This window comes from Flavobacterium sp. 22659 (genome assembly GCF_052044235.1).
GTDB classification, from domain to species: domain Bacteria; phylum Bacteroidota; class Bacteroidia; order Flavobacteriales; family Flavobacteriaceae; genus Flavobacterium; species Flavobacterium johnsoniae.
The window spans coordinates 103,364-128,127 of record NZ_JBQEMU010000008.1 but is presented as its reverse complement, the minus strand read 5'-3'; the positions used below and the strand labels follow the sequence as shown (position 1 = coordinate 128,127).

General features: G+C 33.0%; 23 protein-coding genes. 10 read left to right on the top strand and 13 right to left on the bottom strand.

Translation table 11 applies throughout. The features are described from left to right. The 3 genes from ACTJIW_RS10630 to ACTJIW_RS10620 form a co-directional block, all read right to left on the bottom strand. Complete coding sequence (locus ACTJIW_RS10630; RefSeq protein WP_440716107.1) at positions 1-1,296, bottom strand: porin; 1,296 nt, start codon at positions 1,294-1,296, stop codon at positions 1-3. Positions 1,297-1,459: 163 nt separating this feature from the next. Further along, positions 1,460-2,545: a sensor histidine kinase gene (locus ACTJIW_RS10625; RefSeq protein WP_440716108.1), complete on the bottom strand. Its 1,086-nt coding sequence runs from the start codon at positions 2,543-2,545 to the stop codon at positions 1,460-1,462. A 205-nt stretch (positions 2,546-2,750) separates the two neighbouring features. Further along, positions 2,751-3,434 (bottom strand): response regulator transcription factor, encoded by a 684-nt coding sequence (locus ACTJIW_RS10620; RefSeq protein ID WP_343694072.1) that lies wholly within the window; start codon positions 3,432-3,434, stop codon positions 2,751-2,753. A 233-nt stretch (positions 3,435-3,667) separates the two neighbouring features. Between ACTJIW_RS10620 and ACTJIW_RS10615 the strand changes: the two genes are divergently transcribed. The 5 genes from ACTJIW_RS10615 to ACTJIW_RS10595 all read left to right on the top strand — a co-directional run bounded on the left by ACTJIW_RS10615 (position 3,668) and on the right by ACTJIW_RS10595 (position 11,172). Then, complete coding sequence (locus tag ACTJIW_RS10615) at positions 3,668-6,442, top strand: TonB-dependent receptor domain-containing protein (RefSeq protein ID WP_440716109.1); 2,775 nt, start codon at positions 3,668-3,670, stop codon at positions 6,440-6,442. A 206-nt stretch (positions 6,443-6,648) separates the two neighbouring features. Continuing rightward, positions 6,649-7,779: a hypothetical protein gene (locus ACTJIW_RS10610; protein ID WP_440716110.1), complete on the top strand. Its 1,131-nt coding sequence runs from the start codon at positions 6,649-6,651 to the stop codon at positions 7,777-7,779. A 161-nt stretch (positions 7,780-7,940) separates the two neighbouring features. Then, the gene (locus ACTJIW_RS10605) at positions 7,941-8,279 is read left to right on the top strand and encodes a T9SS type A sorting domain-containing protein (RefSeq protein ID WP_121359988.1); all 339 of its coding nucleotides are present in this window, start codon (positions 7,941-7,943) and stop codon (positions 8,277-8,279) included. 137 nt (positions 8,280-8,416) lie between these two features. After that, positions 8,417-9,397, top strand: coding sequence for a LuxE/PaaK family acyltransferase (locus ACTJIW_RS10600; RefSeq protein ID WP_121359987.1), 981 nt, complete (start codon positions 8,417-8,419; stop codon positions 9,395-9,397). A gap of 143 nt (positions 9,398-9,540) precedes the next feature. After that, the gene (locus ACTJIW_RS10595) at positions 9,541-11,172 is read left to right on the top strand and encodes a CARDB domain-containing protein (RefSeq protein WP_440716111.1); all 1,632 of its coding nucleotides are present in this window, start codon (positions 9,541-9,543) and stop codon (positions 11,170-11,172) included. 64 nt (positions 11,173-11,236) lie between these two features. Here ACTJIW_RS10595 and tyrS read toward each other — a convergent pair whose 3' ends face one another. Continuing rightward, positions 11,237-12,532 carry a tyrosine--tRNA ligase gene (gene tyrS / locus ACTJIW_RS10590; protein WP_012022641.1) on the bottom strand — a complete coding sequence of 432 codons (1,296 nt, stop codon included), beginning with the start codon at positions 12,530-12,532 and terminating at the stop codon, positions 11,237-11,239. Between the two features lie 198 nt (positions 12,533-12,730). Between tyrS and ACTJIW_RS10585 the strand changes: the two genes are divergently transcribed. Next, positions 12,731-13,732, top strand: a complete 1,002-nt coding sequence (locus ACTJIW_RS10585) for an NAD-dependent epimerase/dehydratase family protein (protein WP_012022642.1) — start codon at positions 12,731-12,733, stop codon at positions 13,730-13,732. On the opposite strand, the gene ACTJIW_RS10580 is transcribed toward ACTJIW_RS10585, so the two are convergent. From ACTJIW_RS10580 to ACTJIW_RS10570, 3 genes are read right to left on the bottom strand one after another with little or no spacing between them, the layout of a single operon-like run. Continuing rightward, entirely contained in the window at positions 13,733-14,212 is a 480-nt protein-coding gene (locus tag ACTJIW_RS10580; RefSeq protein WP_440716112.1) for a DUF4296 domain-containing protein, read from the bottom strand. A 9-nt stretch (positions 14,213-14,221) separates the two neighbouring features. Beyond that, positions 14,222-15,562, bottom strand: coding sequence for a dihydroorotase (locus ACTJIW_RS10575; protein ID WP_440716113.1), 1,341 nt, complete (start codon positions 15,560-15,562; stop codon positions 14,222-14,224). Between the two features lie 9 nt (positions 15,563-15,571). After that, positions 15,572-16,297, bottom strand: coding sequence for a polyprenol monophosphomannose synthase (locus tag ACTJIW_RS10570; protein ID WP_440716114.1), 726 nt, complete (start codon positions 16,295-16,297; stop codon positions 15,572-15,574). A gap of 107 nt (positions 16,298-16,404) precedes the next feature. Here ACTJIW_RS10570 and ACTJIW_RS10565 point away from each other — a divergent pair, with 107 nt between their 5' ends. The 3 genes from ACTJIW_RS10565 to ACTJIW_RS10555 all read left to right on the top strand — a co-directional run bounded on the left by ACTJIW_RS10565 (position 16,405) and on the right by ACTJIW_RS10555 (position 18,450). Then, the gene (locus ACTJIW_RS10565; protein ID WP_073410614.1) at positions 16,405-17,073 is read left to right on the top strand and encodes a DUF4271 domain-containing protein; all 669 of its coding nucleotides are present in this window, start codon (positions 16,405-16,407) and stop codon (positions 17,071-17,073) included. Positions 17,074-17,087: 14 nt separating this feature from the next. Then, positions 17,088-17,837 carry a uroporphyrinogen-III synthase gene (locus tag ACTJIW_RS10560; protein WP_012022647.1) on the top strand — a complete coding sequence of 250 codons (750 nt, stop codon included), beginning with the start codon at positions 17,088-17,090 and terminating at the stop codon, positions 17,835-17,837. 142 nt (positions 17,838-17,979) lie between these two features. Next, entirely contained in the window at positions 17,980-18,450 is a 471-nt protein-coding gene (locus tag ACTJIW_RS10555) for an Lrp/AsnC family transcriptional regulator (RefSeq protein WP_012022648.1), read from the top strand. Positions 18,451-18,627: 177 nt separating this feature from the next. Here the strand turns inward: ACTJIW_RS10555 and ACTJIW_RS10550 are convergent, their stop codons facing one another. The 3 genes from ACTJIW_RS10550 to ACTJIW_RS10540 all read right to left on the bottom strand — a co-directional run bounded on the left by ACTJIW_RS10550 (position 18,628) and on the right by ACTJIW_RS10540 (position 22,050). Further along, positions 18,628-19,311, bottom strand: a complete 684-nt coding sequence (locus ACTJIW_RS10550; RefSeq protein WP_012022649.1) for a zinc metallopeptidase — start codon at positions 19,309-19,311, stop codon at positions 18,628-18,630. A 98-nt stretch (positions 19,312-19,409) separates the two neighbouring features. Further along, a complete protein-coding gene (locus tag ACTJIW_RS10545; protein ID WP_121359980.1) occupies positions 19,410-20,045 on the bottom strand; it encodes a response regulator transcription factor in 636 nt (211 codons plus the stop codon). Continuing rightward, the gene (locus ACTJIW_RS10540; RefSeq protein ID WP_440716115.1) at positions 20,038-22,050 is read right to left on the bottom strand and encodes a tetratricopeptide repeat-containing sensor histidine kinase; all 2,013 of its coding nucleotides are present in this window, start codon (positions 22,048-22,050) and stop codon (positions 20,038-20,040) included. The genes ACTJIW_RS10545 and ACTJIW_RS10540 overlap by 8 nt, the downstream gene beginning before the upstream one ends. 166 nt (positions 22,051-22,216) lie before the next feature. On the opposite strand from ACTJIW_RS10540, the gene ACTJIW_RS10535 reads away from it, so the two are divergent. After that, a complete protein-coding gene (locus ACTJIW_RS10535) occupies positions 22,217-22,624 on the top strand; it encodes a hypothetical protein (RefSeq protein ID WP_012022652.1) in 408 nt (135 codons plus the stop codon). 75 nt (positions 22,625-22,699) lie between these two features. Here the strand turns inward: ACTJIW_RS10535 and ACTJIW_RS10530 are convergent, their stop codons facing one another. From ACTJIW_RS10530 to ACTJIW_RS10520, 3 genes are read right to left on the bottom strand one after another with little or no spacing between them, the layout of a single operon-like run. Beyond that, complete coding sequence (locus ACTJIW_RS10530; protein WP_073410617.1) at positions 22,700-23,296, bottom strand: hypothetical protein; 597 nt, start codon at positions 23,294-23,296, stop codon at positions 22,700-22,702. After that, complete coding sequence (locus ACTJIW_RS10525) at positions 23,283-23,756, bottom strand: RNA polymerase sigma factor (protein WP_012022654.1); 474 nt, start codon at positions 23,754-23,756, stop codon at positions 23,283-23,285. The genes ACTJIW_RS10530 and ACTJIW_RS10525 overlap by 14 nt, the downstream gene beginning before the upstream one ends. A 5-nt stretch (positions 23,757-23,761) precedes the next feature. Then, the gene (locus ACTJIW_RS10520) at positions 23,762-24,607 is read right to left on the bottom strand and encodes an alpha/beta fold hydrolase (protein ID WP_073410619.1); all 846 of its coding nucleotides are present in this window, start codon (positions 24,605-24,607) and stop codon (positions 23,762-23,764) included. Positions 24,608-24,764 lie beyond the last annotated feature (157 nt).

Sequence of the window (24,764 nt, the reverse complement as noted above, 5' to 3'; positions counted from 1 at the left end):
TTAGAAGTTAAACTGCGCTTGCAATCGCAATACATTTCCTTGTTGTCTGTTTATTGGAAGCGCACTGTCCTCAAAAGTTCTATCGGCAATTACATATTCTGCTGTTAATTCAAAAGCTTTAATTGGCTGCCACTCGATACCAAATTCGTAATCTCTTACGACATAACTTCTGGCATCTTTTTCATATTTCTTTCCTCCGTCATAATATTGAAATTTGGCAAATGGATAAATGTGCTGTTTTTTAATATCCCATTTATAGTTCAATAAAACGTATCCTCCATTTAAATCTGTTTCGTCTACCGTATTAGTTAAGGTATTATAACGAGGTCCTGTTCCGATATTGTATTCTGTCTGGATTCCAAATGGTCTTGGATACAAAACAAATGTTGCTCCTACTCTTTGGTCTTTTACATACTGCGGATCATTTACAGTTACTCCATTAGAAATTTCTCCGGTAAATGCCCATTTTCCTGTATAAGCCTGGATTCCCGGTTCAATGATCTGGCTTCCAATTACAAATGGATAAGTTACTCTGGCTACAACATTTAAATCTCTGTTTCCGTCTAATTTATTAGCAATCTGACCATTGTAAACTCCAAAAGCAAATACTCCAAAATCGCCCGAACCTTTGTATCCGTCTTTTACCAGCATGCTGAAACGTTCTCTAATTTCGGCTGGAGCCCAGTAGAAAAACATTCCTAAATCACGCTCATTTAATATAGAACTATTGATTGCATCGGCACGATCCATCGTTAAACGCTGTGAACTTGACTGCATGTTTTCGAAGCCGTACGGAATTTTACTCTGCCCGATACGAACGCGGTATTCTCTTTTCTTATCAAAAGAAAGATCAAAATAAAGATCTCGAATCTGAACAAAATTCTGAATTCCAGTACTAGGTGAACTGGCAAAATCCGGCTGGAAATAGAAAAATACATTTGGGTGAACCTGCCCTGAAAACACTAAACGAGCACGGCGGATAAAAAGCCCGTTGTTTGCTTTTGCATCTGGAGCTGTTGAAGTTGTTCCCCAGGATTTATCGCATTGCTCGCAGGAAACTTTATCGTTTGTAGAAAAAAGTCCGTTGTATCTAATTTGAGCGTAACCTCTTAAAGAGATTCTATCGTACCAGTGTTCTTCAACTCCTCCTCCAGATTTAGTATCCGGCAATTTTGCTTTGTTGATAGAATCCAGAATACGAAGCACTTCGTTTTTTACTTCTTGTTTGTTTATGTCTTGTGCATTTACAAAACAGCTTATCAACATTAAAACGGCTAATATTTTTCTTTTTATCATTAGTTCTCTAATTCCCTTAATTTCAGGATGCAAAGATGACTCACCTATGTTAAGAAATCATTAACAAGATGTTACTATAATAAAAATTTAATGTTACGGACTAAATCCGTGTGTTGATTTATTGTTAAACCCCTTTGTTTTAGGCTGTTTAGCAAAAACTCGATTACAATTTTTTAACGTCAGGTTTTTGGCTTTTGAATGCTTTTTCGAGTGTAAAAGAGAATTCTGAACCAATTCCGAACTCACTTTCTACATAAACTTTCTCTTTATGCGCCTCGATAATATGTTTTACAATCGCCAAACCTAAACCTGAACCTCCTTCAGAACGCGTTCCGCTTTTATCCACACGGTAAAAACGTTCAAAAAGTCTTGGAATGTTTTGTTTTTCAACTCCTTCTCCATTATCACTAATACGAATTAAGACTTTTTTCTTAGTTAAGTTTACAACGCCAACTTCTGTCAATCCGCCTTCTTTTCCGTATTTAATTGAGTTTACAATCAGATTTTCTAAAACCTGCTGAATTCTATCCTGATCTCCGCGAATAATAACCGATTGTACATTTTTACTTTCAAAGGCCAATTTGATTTTCTTTTTATCGGCTTTCATTTCCAATAAATCAAAAACATTCTGGATTAATTCAACAATATCAAAATCAGTCATATTTAAATCTAAATCTCCTGATTCTAATTTGGTAATCATATCCAAATCTTCAACAATATATATAAGCCGCTCTACGCCTTTTTCGGCACGTTTTAAATATTTTTTTCGAATGTGTTTATCATCCATTGCACCATCGAGCAAAGTCGAAACATAACCCTGAACGGTAAACAATGGCGTTTTTAATTCGTGGGAAACATTACCTAGAAATTCTCTACGGTATTGCTCACGAATTTCAAGCATTTCGATTTCGAGTTTTTTATCGGTTGCAAACTTTTTCACTTCTCGTGAAAGTGTTTCCATATCAGTCGTAATAGGCTGATTGATAAGATTTGTTGATTCTAATAATGAAACCTCATCATAAATTTTCTTTACTCTTCTATAAATAAAGCGTTCTACACGATATTGTAAAACCAAAAAAGAGAATATGTAAATGACAATAATGAAAATTATTCCAAATGCTATTTGATGTTTTAACTGATTTTTATAAAATAAAGACATCAGCATCAGCACAAATGCTGTTGAGAAAAGACTGATATACAATGCCGATTTTATAGCAAATTTGTACGTTTTTTTAAAATTGATTTTCATTTATGTTTTTAATCATTAAGTGATTAAGAGAAATTAAGTGTAACTCAAAAACCATATAAAGAACTAAAGTCCAAGTAAACTTCAGTTCCTTATATGGTTTAAATGTATTGAATATTTTTAAAAGAATTTGAATGCTTTTAAATCTTTAGCAAAATTCCAAAATATCTAAATAACTTAGAATCTTAGAACCTCAGCATCTTAAAATCTAAACTTCAAATTTATAACCAACACCTTTTATGGTTTTAAAAAGGTCTTCGCCTATTTTTTCACGCAGTTTCCTAATGTGAACATCAATTGTTCTTCCTCCAACTACTACTTCATTTCCCCATACTTTATCAAGGATTTCATCTCTCTTGAATACTTTTCCTGGTTTAGAAGCTAATAAATAAAATAGTTCGAATTCTTTTCTTGGCAGAGCAATTTCTAAATTGCCTTTTATGATTTTATATTCTTCACGGTTTATTTCAATTCCGCCAACATTTATGGTATCTGTAACCACTTCTTGTTCTTTTAACCTTCTTAACAGAGCCTTTACTTTAGAGACTAATAATTTTGGTTTAATTGGTTTTGTAATATAGTCATCAGCACCTGCATCAAAACCAGCTACTTGCGAATAATCTTCACTTCTTGCCGTAAGGAATGTTATGATAACATTATTTAACTCAGGAATTTTTCTAATATGTTCGCAAGCTTCCATTCCGTCCATTTCTGCCATCATCACGTCCATGATAATTAATTCCGGCAATTCTTTCTGAGCCTTTGCTATAGCATCTTTTCCATTAGAAGCTGTAACAATCTGGTAGCCTTCCTGAGCAAGGTTATAGCCAACGATTTCTAAGATATCCGGTTCGTCGTCAACTAATAAAATCTTAGTTTGTGTTTTTTTCATAAATAGCAAAAATTGAGATTTTTACATCAAATATTCTTAATTATTTATCCGATGTTTTTTATTTCACGGGGTAAATATACTAACAAATGAACCTTTAAAAATTGGTGTTAACGGTAATTTAATCTGGTAACAATTTGATAATCTTAACAACACAAAAACATAACAAGTCCATAACATGGACTTTACAGCGCGGTTCTTTCTTTGCACAAAAATAAATTAAACACAACACACTAATGAAATTCAATTTAAGATTTCTATTTATTGCACTATTTATTTGTACGATTTCGATCGCGCAAAACAAAGGTACGATTTCTGGCGTTCTGACTGACAAAGAAATGAACAATGATCCGTTGCCTTTTGCAAATGTTTTAGTTAAAGGTACAAACATTAGCGTAAATACCGACGTAGACGGAAAATATTCGTTGAGCGTAAATCCAGGAAACTACACTTTAATTTTTAGTTTTTTAGGATATGAATCTAAAGAAGCTCCAGTTAACGTAAAGGCAAACGAAACTGTAGTTATAAATCAGGCACTTTCTTCTGGAAGTTTTACTTTAAAAGATGTAGTTGTAAAATCTGCAACTGCTAACAAACAAAAAGAATCAGCATTATTATTAGATCAAAAAAATGCAGTTTCATTTAAAGCTGCAATTGGTGCTGAAGAAATTTCAAGAAAAGGAGTTAACGACGTTGCTAATGCGGTTGCAAAAGTAAGTGGTGTATCTAAACAAGATGACTCTGGAAATGTTTTTGTGAGAGGTTTAGGTGACCGTTACAACGTTACTACTTTAAATGGTCTTCCGTTACCATCAAACAACCCGGCAAATAAAAACATTCTTTTAGAAATTTTCTCTACAAACATTGTAGATAACATTGGAATCAGTAAAACTTTTGAAGCTCAAAACTATGCTGACTTTGGCGGAGCAAATATTGATATCAGTGCAAAAAGATTCAGCGGAAAACCATTTGTTACTGTTTCAATTGGGTCTGGTGCTAATACTAATGTTTTAGGACAAGATCATTTTTATCTTCAAGACGGACCTACTTATACAGGATTTAAAAAAGCGGGGGTTCCTGATGCTCCATTATTGCCATACAGCTACGCAACAAGCTGGGACAGAAAAGAAAACAAAAATGTATTAAATGCTTTCTATACATTATCTGGAGGAAAAAGATTTACAATAAACGACGAAAGTTCAATTGGTACATTTGTTACCGGATCTTTCAGTGCAAAAAACAAATACACTCAAGGTTACAGCAGAGGAGGAATTACTTCTGATGGAGATATATATTCTGATTTTATCAGAACAGCTTACAAACATAACACAACAACAACTGTTATGGGTACTGCTGATTATAAAATCAACAACAAAAACTCAATCTTTTTTACTTCATTATTCTTAAACTCAAGCGAGCAGGATTATAGTGAATACGAAGGGACTAACGTAAACTTTGATGGTGGAGGAGATGCACAGCAGCAAATTTCAGGTTTTATCAAACGTGGAACTTTTGAAAGAACTCAATTAATTGTAAACCAATTAACAGGAAAAAACAAATTCAATGATCAGTGGAATTTAAACTGGGGAGTAGGATACAGTATTTCTAACAGTGCAGTTCCAGATCGTATGCAAAACTCTTTTGTTCATGCTTTGGATGGCATAAACTATACGTTTTTTACGAACTCTAACATCAACAATCACAGATTTTTTCAAGACTTAAAAGAAAATGAAATCGCTGCAAATATTGCTCTTTCTTATAACTTTAAAAAAGCAAGTGACGATACTTACAAAGGAAAACTAACTGTTGGTTATTCTGGAAAGTTTAAGGATGTAGATTACAACATGGAACAGTATTCATTCTTCCCAAACAGAAATGCGATGTCTTTCCCTAAAGAAGATATACACCATACAGATAACTATCTAGATCCTGCACATTGGGGTTCTTCTTACTCAAACAGAATTAATCAAGTATATACTGGAAATTTAGATGTTAATGCTGCATTTGCGAATGTTCAATATTCTTTAACTGACAGATTAAGTGTAATATTAGGTGCCAGACTTGAGCAATTGACTCAAAATGTTGATTACATCACAACTACGGTTCCACAAGGAGATAATTCTGATTACTCAAAATTCAACATCTTACCGAGTTTAATCTCAAAGTATACTTTGAATGATAAACAAAATTTAAAATTCTCAGCAAGTAAGACGTATACACTTCCTCAATTTAAAGAAAAAGTGCCAATTATTTATGAAGATGTTGCTCAGGCATATGAAGGAAATCCAAAATTATATGCTTCTACAAATTACAACTTCGATTTAGGATGGGAGTTTTTCCCAAAAGCAGGAGAATTAATTTCTGTAACAGCATTTGGAAAAATTATTCAAAATCCTATCAACGAAATGTTCTTAAACTCTTCTTCAAATGATATTACTTATGCTAATACAGGTGATAAAGCAACTGTAGCAGGAGTTGAAGTAGAATTTAGAAAAGACATTTTTGAAATCGAGAAAGATGACAATTTAAAAACAAAACTTTCTTTTGATGCAAACGGATCATATTTATACACAAACCAAGATCTAAGCAACGAAAAAGTAAACAATGAAAATGATTTTGGAGCTAATTTTACTTTTACAGATAGTAAATTATCAGGGGCTTCTAATTTTCTTGCCAATGCTAACGTATCATTTTTAAATGAATTTAGGGAAGGACGTGATTTCAGCGCAACAGTATCTTATTCTTATTTCTCAGATAAACTGGCTGTAATTGGAACTTCAAGAGTTGGAAATATGGTTGACAAAGCAGTAAATAAATTAGATTTTATTGCTAATACAAGTTTAACTAAAAACCTTAAACTTGGTCTTATTTACAGCAATATTTTAAATCCAACTTTCAAACGTGTACAAGAACAAGGCAAAGTACCAGGGAAAGAATCTGTTGGCGACATTACTGCAGTTTCATACAAAGCAGGTTCAGATTTAAGACTTACTTTAAACTATACGTTCTAAAAACTAAAATCTATAAAAAAACGAAAAGGTGATTAGGTAATACTAATCACCTTTTTTTATCTGCCACAATTCAATGTAAATTTTACATTAAGCAGGTTTATTTTTTACCTAATATACTTAATATATTGTTAATACGGTCTTAACCCAGCAAAAACATATGTTCATTTACTTTGCCATGAATAAATAAAACATAAAACACAACAAAAATGAAAAAAAGTTTATTTGCAATGGCTGCAATATTAGGACTTGCTTTAACAAGCTGTAGTTCTGATGATAACAACAAAAACGACAACAAAAGTTCTTTCGTTTTAAAAGCTGACGATTTAAAAGGAGACATCAATGATGGTGTTGTTACTTTAGACCCTACACAAACTTACACGTTAACTGGAGGTTTAGTTGTTAAAGGAGGAGCTACATTAGTAATTCCTGCTGGAACAGTAATCAAAAGTTCTGCTACTGCACCTGCTACATCTTTATATATCGCTGTAGAAAGAAATGCTAAAATTAACATCAATGGTACTGCTGCTAAACCAGTTATTATGACTTCTGGAAAAGCATCTCCTGCTCAAAGTGACTGGGGTGGATTAATCATCGCTGGTAACGCTAAAGTTAACACTGGAGATAATGGTACTTCTGAAGTAGGTGGTTTAAGCTACGGAGGTAATGATAATGCAGATTCTTCTGGAAACATTAACTTCTTAAAAATTTCTTATACAGGTTCTAAATATACTTCTGAAAAAGAATACAATGGAGTTTCTTTCTTCGGAGTTGGTTCAGGAACTGTAGTATCTGACATCTATACTTTTGAAAGTGGTGATGATGCAATTGAGTTTTTCGGTGGAGCAGTAAATGCTACTAACTTAGTTATGATCAATTCTTATGATGATTCATTAGATTTCGCTGACGGATGGCAAGGTACAGCTACAAACGTATACATTAAAGGTGTTACCAAAGCTGGGGTTGAAGGTTCTACAAATGCAAAAGATCCAAGCACTGCTACTCCAATGACTAACGCTAAAATCACTAACATCTCTATCATTAAAGGTGATGCTGCTTTTACAGCTGACGAAAAAGCAATCAACTATAAAGAAGGTGGTGGAAAACAAGCTTACACAAACTTATATGTTGCTGACGGAATGCCTAAAGATTTAGCTAAATTATCTGCTGATGCTGGTGTAACTGCAAACCTTGCTGCTGGTAACTTTACTATCACAAACTATACTTTTGGAGCTTCTGTAACTGTTTTTGATGGTCCTAAATTATCTGGAACAACTACTGGTGCAACTGGTGCTGGTGCTGGTGCTGATTTACCAACTTGGGCTAACTGGACTAAGTAATCAAAAAAGTTTTGCAATCCAATTAGACTGATGTTTTGGTCAGTTGGTTTCTAATAACTTCGAATACAAAATGTTAAAAACATCCTAAATATTTAGGATGTTTTTTTTTGGTGTGTTTTTTGTAATTTTTTTTGTATATTTACAATATCCAAATAAACGCGATGGCAAAAAACTACTTTTATATTACATTCTTATTGGCTTTTTTCTTTACTGTAAGTGTTTCGGCACAAGACAGTAAGCAATTACCAAAAACTCAGGATCCGGCAGGTATTGAGGGTCTCAGCTTGTACCCTAACCCTGTGGTAAATGGAAAAGTATATATATCATCAAAAAATGATTTTGAAAAAGAAATCATCGTATTTGATATCTTAGGAAAGAAAGTACTGCAAGCACATTTAACTACAAAAGAATTAAACGTCTCTGATCTAGTGCCTGGCGTTTACATCATAAGAATAAGCGAGCAGAATGCCACAGCTACGCGAAAACTCATTATTCGATAAATTTTAAAAAAGCTCCTTTTGGAGCTTTTTTAGTTTACAGTCTCAATCACAGTTTATAGTTTTTATGAAACTCTGAAAACTGCGACTGAAAACTGCGACTGAAAACCGAAAAACAATATCTTTGCACAAAAAAAGTTTTGATTACAGCCAACGATATATTTACGATTTCAAGCCATAAACAATTTGAAAAGACAGCATTAAAAGTGTTTCGCTTTCAGTATGCGAACAATGCAGTATATCGTGATTTCTGTGATTACTTAAAAACAGATATTCAGCAGGTAAAATCATTACAGCAGATTCCTTTTTTACCTATTCAATTTTTCAAAAGCCACAATGTCGTTTCAAATGAAAATCCTGCCGAAGTAACTTTTACCAGCAGCGGTACAACCGGAATGATAACGAGCAGACATTTAGTGACCGATATCTCCCTATATGAGGAAAGTTACCGCAAAGGTTTTTCACAATTCTATGGCAATATAGAAGATTACGTTGTTTTAGCCCTTTTGCCGTCATATTTAGAACGTGAAGGGTCTTCGCTTATTTATATGGTCGAAGACTTAATAAAACTATCTAATCAGCCTGACAGTGGGTTTTATCTGCACAATCACGACGACTTAATTAAAAAACTGGCCGAATTAGATGAATCAGGTCAAAATGTGATTTTAATTGGCGTTACTTATGCTTTATTAGATCTAATCGAAAAACATCAATTCAATCTCCAAAATACCATCATTATGGAAACTGGAGGAATGAAAGGAAAACGCAAAGAAATGATTCGCGAAGAACTACACGAAATTCTCTGCAAAGGTTTTGGCGTTTCATCTATCCATTCTGAATACGGAATGACAGAACTTTTAGCGCAAGCCTATTCTTTAGGTGAAGGTGTTTTCGAATGCCCGTCATGGATGCACATTCTCGTTCGCGATCCTGAAGATGCTTTAACCTATATTCAGGACGGAAAAACCGGCGGTATTAATGTAATAGATTTAGCCAATATTAACTCTTGCTCTTTTATTGCAACGCAGGATTTAGGCAAAAAAAATCCCAACAACTCTTTTGAGGTATTGGGACGCTTTGATAATTCTGATATTCGTGGCTGCAACCTGATGGTGCTTTAAGCTTGATAATCATTCAAAGTTCTTTTTCAGCTTTAACTTATTCGTAGGAATATACCCAATTTCTTAATACACAGTTAATGTAAAAAAAATACTATATTTATCTTTTAAATATACTTTTAAAGTAATCTTTAAACATATAAATTATGAAAAAAATTACTTTATTAGTGCTTGTTTTTATAAGCAGTGTTACAACTTGGTCACAGACTTACAAATTTCATACACTTCAGGATTTAGGTCCAAATATTGAAATAGCGATTTCGGCCGGATGTGCTCAAACCGTTGTTGTAGGACCAAATAGAGATGTAAATCTAAATCAAAGTTTTAAGTTAGAAGTTGGTAAAGTTTACAAATCTGATCTTATTTTAGGTTCAACATCGGGATCTAGATATTACAAAGTTCTTTATGCTGTTGATTATTATTTAGACAAAGGTTCTGATATTGATGAACCAGCACCTTTTGAACTAATCCCAGATTTATGTAATTCTTTGTCATGGAAATACATAAGACCAATTTTATTAGGCGCAACCTTAGAAGAAGCCCAAGCTAACTATTGTTCAAATTTGACTGCTAATACTATTCGAGAAAAAGTAAATGTCAAAACACAAAAACCTTTAAGTATAGGTGATGTTTATTTTATGGATTTCGGGAAAGGCGCTAATTATTACTTGATCACAGGATCAAGCATCGAAGCTGGAGACAGTGAATACCAATTAGACCCTACAAATGGTAGTTCTACTTTTTCTCGCACTGCATTAAATTGCCCAAAACCAGATTTACAAGCTATAGCAGCAGACTTTGGAGGCACAACAACAACTACCGGAGCAAATGCTAGTGTAATATATTCTATAAAAAATATAGGAGGGAGAGCTTTTGCACCATCTCATTGCTTAATTTACTTTTCTAAAGGCAATTCTGTTCTAAGTTCTGATGATATATTAATCAAAGATGTTACCATCGATCCACTAAACCCTAATGAAAGCAAATATGGTGTTCCATCGATAATTATTCCTGCAAATATTAGCAGCGGTACTTATTATGTAATTATTCAATTAATTAATAGTGAAGACATAAATAACAGTAATAATATAATTTCGTCTTTATCGTCATTTACTATCAACCAGACAACAACGCCAACTGGAAAACCAGACTTAGTTATTGATCCAGCTAATACGATTATTTTTAGCAACTGTTTTGATTGCAGCGCAGCATTAAGTGATTTAGGAAATAAAAGACACTCAATAAATAATCAATCTGGAATTATTAACTTACAGGCAATAACTATTAAAAATATAGGAAGCACAGCATCAACCCCTGCAACGCTTCAGTTTTATTTATCAACTGATGGTATTCTTGATGCAGCAGATATAAAATCTACAGCAAGCAGCGTTTCAATAGCTGCAATAAACCCGGGAAGTTCAATTACAGTATCTAAATCAATTTTCTCTTCAGATTTTGGCAGCTTAACAGTTACCGGAAATCGAAACATTCTTATGTCGGTTGATGATTCTAAAACAAATACTGAATCAAACGAAAATAACAACATAACAGTTATACCAGTTACTTTTGTTAACCCTTTCGCAAAAACTGTTCAGTCTAATGTAAATGTTGAAGACAGCATACAGCCTTATTCAATTAACGTTTACAATTTTGAAGGACAAAAAGTTCTAACTAAAGAAGTTAAATCTATAGAAGAAGAAAACAGATCCTTAGATTCACTAAAAAGCGGTATCTACATTATTAAATCGAAAAACGAGACTCGTAAAGTTCTTAAATAAGAACAACTATTAAATAGAAAAGCATCCTTATTCAGGATGCTTTTTTTTATTTATCTAATGCGGATTAAACCACTCGAATCACAAAATAATTCTTTTTACCACTTTGTAATAACACAAACTGATTATTAATTAAATCATTTGCTGTTAAAACAAAATCTTCTTTTATTTTTTCTCTGTTTACAGAAATAGAATTTGCAGTTAAGGCACGTCTTGCCTCTCCGTTCGATTTAAAGAAACCTGTTTTTTCATTTAAAACAGTAACAATATCTAATCCGTTTTCTAGATCTGCTTTTGCGATTTCAGCCTGCGGAACTCCATCAAAAACTTCTAAGAAAGTCTTTTCATCTAGTTTTTTCAAATCATCAGCAGTTGAATTTCCGAACAAAATATTCGAAGCCTGAATTGCTTTTTCTAATTCTTCCTTACTGTGAACAAAAATCGTGATTTCTTCGGCTAATTTCTTTTGCAGAATTCTTAAATGAGGAGCAGTTTGGTGCTCAGCAATTAAAGCATCAATTGTTTCTTTATCTAAGAAAGTAAATATCTTGATATATTTTTCAGCATCAGCATCTGTAGCATTTACCCAAAACTGGTAAAATTTGTAAACTGAAGTTTTATCAGCATCCAGCCAAACATTTCCTCCTTCAGATTTTCCAAATTTAGATCCGTCAGCTTTTGTAATTAAAGGTGTTGTTAAAGCAAAAGCTTTTGCATTTTCGCCGCCCATTCTGCGTACTAATTCTGTTCCCGTGGTAATATTTCCCCATTGGTCAGAACCTCCCATTTGCAAAAGGCAGTTATTATTTTTATATAAATGATAAAAATCGTACCCCTGAATTAATTGATAAGTAAACTCTGTAAAAGACATTCCCTCACCTTCTCCGTTGATTCTCTTTTTAACAGAATCTTTCGCCATCATATAATTTACCGTAATACGTTTTCCAACTTCACGAGCAAAATCAATAAACGAGAATTCTTTCATCCAATCATAGTTATTTACCATAATTGGGGCATTTTGTTCTTTTGAATTAAAGTCTAAGAAACGAGACAAAACACTTTTAATGCCGGCAACATTTTTAGCCAGGGTTTCTTCGTTAAGCAGATTTCTTTCGTCAGATTTCCCAGATGGGTCACCAATCATTCCGGTCGCACCGCCCACAAGAGCAATTGGCTGATGACCAAAATTCTTTAAATGTACCAATAAAATAATCTGAACCATACTGCCTATATGCAGTGAATCTGCCGTTGGATCAAAACCAATATAGGCCGATGTTACCTCTTTTAGCAATTGTTCTTCCGTTCCTGGCATGCTATCATGGTACAAACCGCGCCATTTTAATTCTTCAACTAGATTCTTCATTTTTTAAAATATTTTGCGCAAATATAATCAATGGCATCGGCAATATCAAAAAGCAAATACAATATCAATGACAATTGCAATTCTAATAAAAAACTTTTAACCTCTGTACCTTTAAATCTTTACATCTCAAGAAAAAACCTTTGCAACTTTGAGCCTTTGTCGCTTTGTCTCTTTCAAGCAAAAACTTATCTTTACAAAATGGTATTAGTAACAGGAGGAACAGGTTTAGTTGGTTCGCATTTATTACTTCATTTAATTGAAAATGGAGAAAATGTAAGGGCAATTTATCGCAGTCAAAATAATATTGAAAAAACAAAATCGGTTTTTGAATTATACAAAAAAACTGAATTGTTTGAAAAAATAGAATGGCTTGAAGCTGATATTCTGGACATACCTTCTCTCGAAATTGCTTTTAACGGCATTGAGTATGTTTACCATTGTGCTGCTTTAATTTCTTTTGATCCTAAAGATGAAGAAGCGCTTCGAAAAACCAATATCGAAGGAACAGCCAATATCGTCAACTTTTCTATTGCCAGAGAAATTAAAAAATTCTGTTTTGTGAGTTCCATTGCTGCGCTGGGAGATTTAGCAGCTCATGAAACTTATATTACCGAAGAAACAGATTGGAATCCTGAAAAACCACATAGTGATTATGCCATTTCAAAATATGGTGCCGAAATGGAAGTATGGCGTGGACATCAGGAAGGTTTAGATGTTATTATTATTAATCCGGGTGTTATTTTAGGTCCAATTCCGAAAGAGAAAAGCAAACAGCAAGGAAGTTCTGAATTGTATGCAAAAGTTGCAAACGGACTTTCCTTTTACACACTTGGAAATACTGGTTTTATTTCTGTGGATGATGTTGTAAAAACTGCCCTTCAGCTAATGAAAAGCGATATTAAAAACGAACGATTTACTTTAATTGCCGATAATATTGTTTTTAAAGATATTCTAAACACCATTGCAGATGCATTAAACGTTAAAAGACCACATCGTCATGCAAAACCCGCTTTAATGAATTTCCTTTGGATTGCCGACGGCATATTTTCGACTTTATTTTTTCAAAAAAGAAGACTGACTAAAGCTACAGCAAAAGCTTCTTATTCTAAAAATCTATATTCAAATGAAAAAATAAAAACCGCTCTGGGAACGGTTTTTCTGGATGTACATGAATATGTAAAAAATATTTCGAAGCTGTAATTACTTTCTTAATTGTTTTCTTTTTGCTTTTTTCAGCGAATCGATGCTTTTTATTACAGGTTCTGCTTTTTTGATCGAATCTTTTAGAACTTCTTTCTTTTTCTTTTTTGCTTCTTTAGCCGCTTTTTTATCTTCGATTTTGACTATCGAATCAGTTGCTCTTTGAACTTTGGCCAATCGCTTTCCTACCTCATCAAACATGTCTTTATAGTTCTCATAATCTGCAGCATAATACATATTGTTTTGTGCAAATTGTAAACTATCAACTTTATATTTTTTCAATATAAATTTTGTTGGGTTTGTTTCAGTAGAATCTATTAGTTCCTGATGCTGATATTTCATTGCTTCTAAAAGAGACAAATCATACATAATATCAATCATTTTTTCTTTCTCGATAAGTTTTGCAGGCTGTTTTACAACCTCTTTTTTACAACTTACAGAAAGAAACAAAACTAATAGTATTATTAAACAATTCTTCATTTCAGCTTTTTATCTATCAAACAATAAACGTTTTCCGGCGCGGATATCTTTTACTTTAAAATTATTGTAAACCATTTCACCGTTTACAAAAGTATGCGTAATTCTCGATTTAAAAGTTGTTCCTTCAAAAGGAGACCAGCCGCATTTGTACAAAATATTATCAGAATTTACACTCCAAGGCTTACTTGGGTTTACAATTACCAAATCGGCGAAATAACCTTCTTTGATAAATCCTCTTTTTTCAATTTTGAAAATTTTAGCCGGATTGTGGCACATTTTTTCTACAATTTTCTCTACACTGATTTTTCCTTGGTGATGCGCTTCAAACATTGCTACAACAGCATGCTGTACAAGCGGACCTCCGGATGGAGCTTTTAAATATGACTGTGCTTTTTCTTCTTTAGTATGAGGCGCGTGATCTGTTGCAATAACATCAATTCTGCCGTCATTTAAAGCTTCCCAAAGTACTTTCCTGTCACTTTCGGTTTTTACAGCCGGATTCCATTTAATGAAATTTCCTTTTGTTTTGTAATCTTCATCAGTAAACCAAAGATGGTGTACACAAACTTCGGCTGTGATTTTTTTATCTTCTAATGGAATTTTATTTGTAAACAATTCCATTTCTTTTGCTGTCGAAAGATGAAAAATATGAAGTCTCGCTCCTGTCTTTTTTGCCAGAGCCACTGCTTTTGAAGAAGAAAGATAACAAGCCTCAGAACTTCTAATTAAATTGTGAGCCGTTACAGGAATATCATCTCCGTATTTTTCTTTAAACTCTGCCAGATTATTTTGAATCGTAGTTTCATCTTCACAATGAACTGCAATTAACATTGGTGTGCTTGAGAAAATTTTTTCTAAAGTTTCTTCTCTGTCAACTAACATATTTCCTGTTGAAGAACCTAAGAAAATCTTGATTCCGGCTACATTTTTTGGATTTGTTTTTAAAACTTCTTCCAAATTATCATTGGTTGCTCCCATCATAAACGAATAATTCGCAAATGATTTTTGAGCTGCAATTTGATATTTATCTTCTAATATTTCCTGAGTAACGGCATTCGGAACTGTGTTGGGCTGCTCTATAAAAGAAGTGATCCCGCCAGCAACAGCTGCACGAGATTCAGATTCGATATCGCCTTTATGCGTTAAGCCCGGCTCTCTAAAATGTACCTGATCATCAATTGCTCCCGGCATTAAATAACTTCCTTCGGCATCAATAACAATACAATCTGATGTTTTTAGACTGATGCTGTCTGCAACTTCAACAATAAGATCATTTTCGATCAAAACATCTCCGTCAAAAATAGATCCTTCGTTTACAATTTTGGCATTTTTTATTAAAATCCTGTTCATGTCCTATCTTTATAATGTATTGACTAATTTTTTTAATCGAAGAGAAATCACCCCAAGAATTGCTTCTTTAATAATGGCATTGCTCATTTTTGAAACTCCTTTTGTTCTGTCTGTAAAAATAATTGGGACCTCTTTTATTTCAAATTTAGCACAATAAGTTCTGTACTTCATTTCGATTTGAAACGCATATCCAACAAATTTTATTTTGTTCAGATTAATTTTCTCCAAAACTTCTCTTTTATAACAAACAAAACCTGCTGTTGCATCGTGAATTTTCATTCCGGTAATAAACTTTACATAAACCGATGCAAAATACGACATTAATACACGGCTTAGGGGCCAGTTTACAACATTTACGCCTTTTACATAACGTGATCCTATTGCTAAATCAGCACCTCCAAAATGGCAGGCATCATACAATTTTTCAAGATCATTTGGGTTATGCGAAAAATCGGCATCCATCTCAAAAATAAAATCATAATTACGTGCTAATGCCCATTTAAAACCATGAACATAAGCAGTTCCTAGTCCTGCTTTTTTAGCTCTTTTTTCAAGAAATAATCTTTCTGGATATTCTTCCTGCAAAGCAATAACTTTATCGGCTGTATGATCTGGAGAATTATCATCAATAATTAAAAGATGAAAAGATTTATGCTGCGAAAGAACGGCTCTTATTATACTTTCTACGTTCTCTATTTCGTTATAAGTGGGAATTATGACAATACTATCATTCATTTTTTTCTCGGTAATTTCACCGCAAAAGTAAACTTTTTATAGCATTTGGTTCATAATAAATACATAATAAAAGTATTGATACAAAAAATTACTAATTTTGTGACGCTATGATTGAACATCTTCATCCTCGAATAATTGAAAACAAAGACTGGGCAACCGCTTTATTTGTCCTGACCTTTGCTGTTGTTGCAATGACAAAATCTGCATACGAAACTCGTTTTACAGAATTCAGCAAACTTATTTTTTCTGATAAATATGCTAAAATTTATCGAGATAACAGCCACATGAAAAGCAGCTTTACAGTTGGTTTATTTTTCGTTCAGGTTATTTCGTTTGCATTTTTTATTCAGCTTACCATGAATATTTTTGGACAGGCATCTAAAACCGACTGGATTTTGTTTATTCAAATCGCCACTTTCTTACTTTATTTTATTTTAGCGAAGTATTTAATTGAGAAAATTGTCGCAGCTTCATTCAACATCGACGATTTTGTAGAGCTTTTTAATTTGCAAAAAGTTACTTACAGAACTTATATAGGCGTTTTAATCCTTCCAATCAATGCAATTTTGTTTTATTATGACAATATTCCAACGATTGTACCGCTTGCAATCATAGGTATTTCACTCTGTATCAGCCTTTATTCGTATTTTATTTCAATTAAAACGTATCAAAACGTAATTATCGGCAAGTTATTTTATTTTATTTTATATCTTTGCGCTCTTGAAATAGCGCCTTATTATTTTCTTTATTATTGGATAACAAAAGGGAGTGCTTAGAAAATGTTTATAATATGAAAGTGAAAACAATTTTGGTGTCACAGCCTGAACCTAAAGTGGAGAATTCTCCTTACTTTGAGCTCCAACAAAAACACAAAATAAAAATTGATTTCAGACCATTTATTCATGTGGAAGGGGTTAGCGCAAAAGAGATTCGATTACAAAAAATCGATCTTAATCATTACACTGCGATCATTTTAACAAGTCGAAATGCTGTAGATCATTTTTTTAGAGTGGCTGATGAAATGCGTTACAAAGTTCCAGAAGGATTGAAATATTTTTGTCAATCTGAAGCAGTAGCATTTTATCTTCAAAAGTACGTTGTGTACAGAAAACGTAAAATTTACGTTGGAGCAAAAGATTTTGCAGATTTATCTCCTTTAATCAAAAAATACAAAGACGAGAAATTCCTGCTTCCTGCATCTGACCAATTAAATGCAGATGCTCCTATTACATTAAACAGCCTTAAAGTAGATTGGGCACAAGCTATTTTTTACAGAACTGTAATGAGCGACCTATCTGATCTTGCTGATGTTTATTATGATGTTTTAGCGTTTTTCAGCCCAACTGGAATTAAATCTTTGTTTAAAAACTTCCCTGATTTCAAACAAAACGATACCAGAATTGCCGTGTTTGGAAGTACAACTCAAAAAGAAGCTTTAGATCATGGTTTAAGAATTGATATTCTTGCTCCAACTCCTGAAACTCCTTCTATGACAATGGCTTTAGAAAAATACGTTGCCGAGGCAAACAAAGGAAAATAATCCTTTTTAAAATATAGAATTTTTAAAATTCCAAATTCCAATTTTATGTTGGGATTTGGAATTTTATTTTTCACCTCCTTTTAACTACATTTGATTTCTATTCTAAACCCAAATCACAATAAATAGTTTCAAATTATAAGTTATGAAAATCAACTCCCTCTTAATTGAAATTGACGGTATCGACAAAGAAATCCTTCGATATCTTATGGACGATGCCCGAAAACCTATTTTACAAATTGCTAATAAAATTGGTATTTCGGGAGCTGCAATTCATCAGCGATTAAAAAAACTGGAACAATCCGGCGTAATTTCCGGATCTAAATTTACAGTTAACCCAAAAGTTTTAGGCTACAACACAATGGCTTTTATTGGCGTTTATCTTGATAAAGCTTCCCGAAACTCTGAAGCCGTAAAAGAATTAAGAAAAATTCCAGAAGTTTTGGAATGCCATTATACAACCGGAAACTGGTCGGTTTTGATAAAAATTATTTGTCGTGACAACGAACATTTAATGCAGTTATTAAACACTAAAATCCAGGCTATTGAAGGTGTTTCAAGAACCGAGACTTTTATTTCGCTGGATCAGCAGATTGACAGACAAATTCAATTGTAAATTAAATAATGTCAATTTGATAATTCGATAAATACTTAAATCATTCCTTGAAAGGTTTCGACTCCGCTCAACCAGACATCAAAATGATAAAAAACAAAACCCGACAGATTTTAAGGACTGTCGGGTTTTATAATAAATTATCTAATTGACTAATTATCTAATTATCTAATTCTCAAATTAATTCCTTCTGTTCGAATAAATCGAGATATAGTACAACAACGTTGCTATCGATCCTAAAGCAGCAACTACATACGTTCTTGCAGCCCATTTTAAGGCATCTTTTGCTCCAGCCTGCTCCTCTTGTGTCAACATGTGCTTATTTTCAAGCCAGGCTAAGGCTCTGTTACTTGCATCGTATTCTACCGGTAATGTTATAATAGAAAACAATGTTGTTACCGCAAAAATTATAATTCCCACTAATAATAACTGCGGAAAAGTTCTAATCATTAAAATTCCTGCTAACAAAATCCACTGCATAAAGTTTGAAGCCACGCTGACAACAGGAACCAGCTTAGAACGCATTGTTAACCATTCGTAACCAATTGCGTGCTGTACTGCATGTCCGCATTCGTGTGCTGCAACCGCTGCTGCCGCTGCATTACGATGACTGTAAACAGCCTCACTCAAATTCACCGTTTTATCTGAAGGATTGTAATGATCTGTTAACTGACCCGGAGTCGAAATAACACGAACATCTGTAATTCCATTATCAGCAAGCATTTTTTCGGCGATTTCTGCACCGCTCATTCCGTTTCGTAATTGCAGTTTAGAATATAATTCGAATTTACTTTTAAGTTTTGCACTCACCATCCAGCTAAACAGCATTATAGCTCCGGCGAGAATTAAATATCCACTTCCCATATTTTTACTTTTTTTGATTGATTTTAAATTTACAAAACAAACAGCAAATTGTAAACCATTTTAACAAAATGTCATTTTGGCATTTTTTCGGACATTTTTTAGTCTAAAAGATTGTTTTTTAAAAGCAGGGTAATTAATTCTGCGACATTTTTGGTTTTGTATTTTTGAAGAATATTACGTCTGTGTGTTTGTACAGTTAAAAAACTCAGAAAAAGTTCATCAGCAATTTCCTGGGTCTGTTTTCCTTTTGAAAGCAAAAGTGCAATATCTTTTTCTCTTCTGCTTAAACTCGGAATATTATCTAAATCTTCAGATAATGGCTGGCTTACAATCGTTTTTACCTCATCACTAAAAACAATTTCTCCTTCAATTGCTTTGTTAATACAGTTTTTAAACTCTTCAAAAGAAGCGCTTTTTAAAATATAACCATTTCCGCCATTTTGAATAAACTGCATCACAAGACTTCGTTCAGACTGACTGCTCATACCAATAACAATAACCTGAGAATATTTCTGTTTAATAGCTTTACACAAATCTATTCCGGTTACAACCGGCAGAAAAATATCTATTAAAACCAGATCGACTTCGTTGTTTTCGATATAATCGAGAAGCAAAGCTCCGGATTGCATTTTCTCTACAATTTCAATATTATCTAAATCAGACAGCAATCCTGAAATTCCAGAAATTACAATTGGATGATCGTCAACCACAACCATTTTATATCTTTTACTCATTTTTTTGATTTTCGTTTATGACATTCAGTTCTATATAAACGGAAGTTCCCTGATTTATTTTACTGTCGATTTCTAATTTTCCGCTTAAAAACTCTACACGGTTGTGAATATTCTTTAATCCCATTCCGTTTTTACTCTTTGCTTCTGAGAGATTAAAGCCAACTCCGTCGTCTTCAACCGTAATAAAAAACACGTCTTTATTTTGAGAACACGAAACCAAAACCTGAGATGCTTTTGCATATTTTAAAGCATTATTCAATAGTTCCTGAATAATTCTGTAAATCATGATTTCGTAGTTTTTCGGCAGTTTTGATTTCTTAATCAAATATTGAAACTCAATTTTAGTAACTGCATTTGAATTTGCTGCGCATAAATCTCTTAAAGCGTGTTCTAAACTAAGTTCAAGCAGACTTTCGGGCATTAAATTCTGCGATATATTTCGGAGTTCTTTTATTGAATTATCCAGCAGCGTATCAACATTATTAACCGCTTCTCCATTATCTTTTTTAGCCAGGTTTAAATGAATTTTTACTCCCGAAAGCATACTCCCAAGTCCATCATGTAAATCTCTCGCAATTCTTTTTCGTTCCATTTCCTCACCCTGAATCAAGGCTTTGGAAACAGAAAGTTTATGCCGGTCTTCAAAAGATGATAATTCCTGCTTAAGGTTGATTTCTTTTTGAATGCTTAATTTCTTTTGATTTTTATTAAAAATCCACAAAAACAAAACAATAAGAAACAAAAGAAAAGACAGACCCGCAAAAAGCACAGAATTAAGACGGTTATTATTTACCTGCAAAGCTGCCTTATCATTTTGTGACTGCAGTAAAGTTATTTTTTTCTCGCTTTCGGCTTTTTTATACTTTGCTTCGAGTTCTACAATCTCGCTTTGAAACTTGGTATTATTTAAACTATCATTCAAAGCATTGTATTTATGAGAATAAAAATAGGCTTTATCATAATCTTTTGTAGCATTGTAAACTTTTGCCAATTCATTATAATAATTCTTTTTATCTACAACAAAAGGAGTATTTTCTAAAAGGTAATCTAAGTTGCTCTTTGCCTTATCATAATTTTTTAATTTAAAAAGCACCTCATATTCTGCAAATTTCAATCGGTTTAAAGCAATCGCATTTTGATGTTTTTCGGCAGATTTTATTCCCTTTCCATAACTTTCTAATGCATTAGAGTTTTTATTCTGCTTTGCATAATACAATCCTTCAGAATAATAATAAGAATCGTTTAGGTTAGATTCCGGAAAATCTTTTAATGTTGAAAATGCTTTATCGAGTATTTTTTTAGCATCATAAAAATGCTGTAATTCGATTAAATTTTCGGCATTAATTATATAAGTTTCCATTTTCGACTCGGCGGCAGTTGGCGATTTTTTAATAGCTCTTTCAATATATTTTTGAGCTTCGCTTAAATATTCACTCGCTTTTCCTCGTTCATTATTATTCATAAAAATAATAGCAACCGCTTTATACAATCCGCTTATAAGTTCATAATCACGACTTTTTTTGGCTGCAGGAATGGCTTCATTAATAAGCAGTTTCATATAAACTTTTTCGTTGTTTTTACGCTGCTGCATAATTCCATAATTCTGCAGAATAATAGCGCGGATTCGAAATGCTTCGGTATTAAAATATTTCTTTAGTTTTTCGTTACCGTCAAGAAGTGTTTTTTCAAATCCCTCAACATCTCCTTTCTCTAAAAAGGTGGATGAATTATAAAAAATTCCGGCATCTCTCAAAAACGGATATTTGTCTTTAAGACTGTTTGCCTGTGCTAAATATTCTTTTGATTTTTTGGCGTCCTGAATCATCAAATACAATTTTGATAATTTAAAACTGTAAAGACATTTTATACTGTCGGATTTTGTGTTTTTAGTGATGTTGGCAATACTGTCAATATACACAGAATCATCATCTAGAGAAAGAATAACCTGTGAATTCGAAACGGCAGATAAAAATAAAAAAAGTGCAAGTAAGTAGATTTTCTTCATAAAGCAGGATTTATTCAAATTTATCAAATTAAAAAACGTTTCAAAAAGAAATCTCTCACTTTTACCTGATATCAGGTAGTGAAAAATGCATTTTATCAGGTATTGCTCCCTCAGATATTAGATTCTAATTTTGTTAAAAGAATTTAATTAATTAAAAAAAACAACCATGAAATCAATTTTGAAAACAGCGGCGCTTGTATTGACTCTTGCTTTTACAGCAGTTTCTTGCAGCAGTGATAATGACAACGACAATGGTAACTCAGGAACAGGATCAAGAGATGTAAAATATGAAATAACAGGAAACTACACAGGGAAAATGGATGTTACTTATATGGAAAAAAGTGGCGCTCCACTTATTGAAGATGTAACTACACTGCCTTGGACTAAAGAGTTTACTGCTGATGCAGATTCTGATGGAGCGCTAGTGCACACAGGCGGTTATGGTGGAGTTGCAGGACAAACTTTGACAGCTAAAGTTTATGTAGGAGGAAAGGTAGTATCTGAGTTAACAGGAAAAGCAGACAGTGATGGAATCATTGTTGTGCATCCTAAAACCTACATCTTTCCTAGATAGTATTTAAGATTAGAATTTAATATTTTTTTTGTTTTTGGAAAAAAGAAAGCTTCGCAATTTGCGAAGCTTCTTTTTTTATATCCCTAACTGATTGTTTATTTCCTCAAACTTATCAATCAGACTATTTATTTTTTCCTGCTGTTTTTTGATTTGTTTCGGACGAAGATAAAACCAATTGAATAACATCCAGAACAAAGTAATTCCATACGTTAAACCTGCTCCTAACGCTGTCATTCTGCTGGCGTATTCATACATATACAAACAAATTCCAATTGTAAGAGCTGTAAAGTAAAAACTCATCATTTTAGTTTGAAGAAACTGCTGTTTCTTTTTTATTTCAATTAATTTCTGCAAATAATCATGATTGGTTTGATTTGCTTCAATGTTTTTATAATTCCCTAATAATTTATTGTAGGTCATTAAATAAATCAACATTGCCAAAATCACCAGAACAATTCCAATTTTAGTCGAAATAAACTGCGGCTGATAATAAAACCAAACAAAGGCAATAAAGACGCTGGTTGCAAGAAGCAAAATATTTGTAATCCATAAACAACGCAGTCCGGTTTTTTTAAATTTATTTACTCTTGCCAGCAAATCGGTCATATCTGGCTGACTTATGGCTTGTTTTTTCCATAAATCTTTAAAATCTATATTGTTATCGTTGTCCATTTTCTTTGAATTTTTGAGTCAGTTTTTCTTTTATTCTATGAATTTTCACTCTGACATTGGCTTCAGAAAGTCCGACGATTTTAGCAATTTCATTTTGTTTGATATCTTCTAATTCTAGCGAAATAATAATACGATCGGTTTCTGGAAGCTCAGCAATGCATTTGTACAAGAATTGAATCTGAGGTTCTAATGAAGTTTGTTTTTCTTCTGAGAGATGAATAGGCAGTTCTGATTTTGGGAAACGCTTTTGTTTTTCTATCTGCCTCAGACAATTATTAGAAGCTATTCTAAAAATCCAGGTTCCAATAGAAGACTCATTTCTAAAAGTTTCTAATTTCTGCCAGACAATTATAAAAGTTTCCTGAGCTAAATCCTGAGCGGCATCATAATCGTTCACGAAACCCATACAAAGCCTGAAAATTCTATCCCAATATATCTTGTAGATTTGTTCGAATTCCATTTTTATTATTTTAAAAAAGTGCTCAACTGCTCTAAATACCAAGCTGTATCATCATACATAATAAAATGCAGTCCATTTGTGGCGTATTGAAAATTGGCAGTTTTTAAATTCTTATACTGATCTTCAATAGCCGGTTTTAAATTTATAAAATAAGATTCTAATAAAATTAAAGCCGGACATTTAATCTGTGAAATTCTATCCCTTAAATCAACATTAAAAAAGTCACAATACATTTGCCCAAAAGTTGTTCTGTCTGATTTTACACTCCAGTCTACAACCATATCCATTTTAGAAGTATTCGCTAAAAGCCGCGGCATAGTTTTTTTCTGCATATCATAAAACTGATCATTGGTTAACCCTGTCATTTGATTTACAGTTGAAGAGCAGTCGTTATTTATTTTTGATTTAAAAGCAGGATCATTTAAAGCAGCTAAACAAGGAAGCGCATCTACAACTACAATCTTACTGATCAAATCCGGATAATCAGACGCTATTGCAAGAGCGAGTCCTCCGCCCATACTATGACCAATTAGAATTGGTTTTTCAATATTATTATCTTTGATATAATTGACAATTCCGTTTTTCCAATTTTCAAACGAAGCATTAGATTGTGGTTTTATCCCGGCAAAACCTGCCATTGTAAGTGTATAACAAGTAAAATCATTTTCGAATGCGGCTTTGGTTTCATTCCAAACGTCGCCAGAAGACGCAAAGCCGGGAATAAATATTATGGATTGATCTCCGTTTCCGGTTTTTAAAATTTCAAATGGGAATTGTCTTGTTTGTCCGAAAACATTTAAACATAAAGCTGAGAATAAGAATGCAATAATTAAGATGATATACTTTTTCATTTTTAATAGTTTTAAGTTGTTAATTAATCGGATCCGCTCTTTGGATACGAGAACTATTAAAATGTTACAACTCAGATTATTTTTTTTATGAAAAATTACTAATTCTAATGTTTGCGGGTTTTTAACCGCAAAGGGCGCTAAATTTTTCCCTCAATTT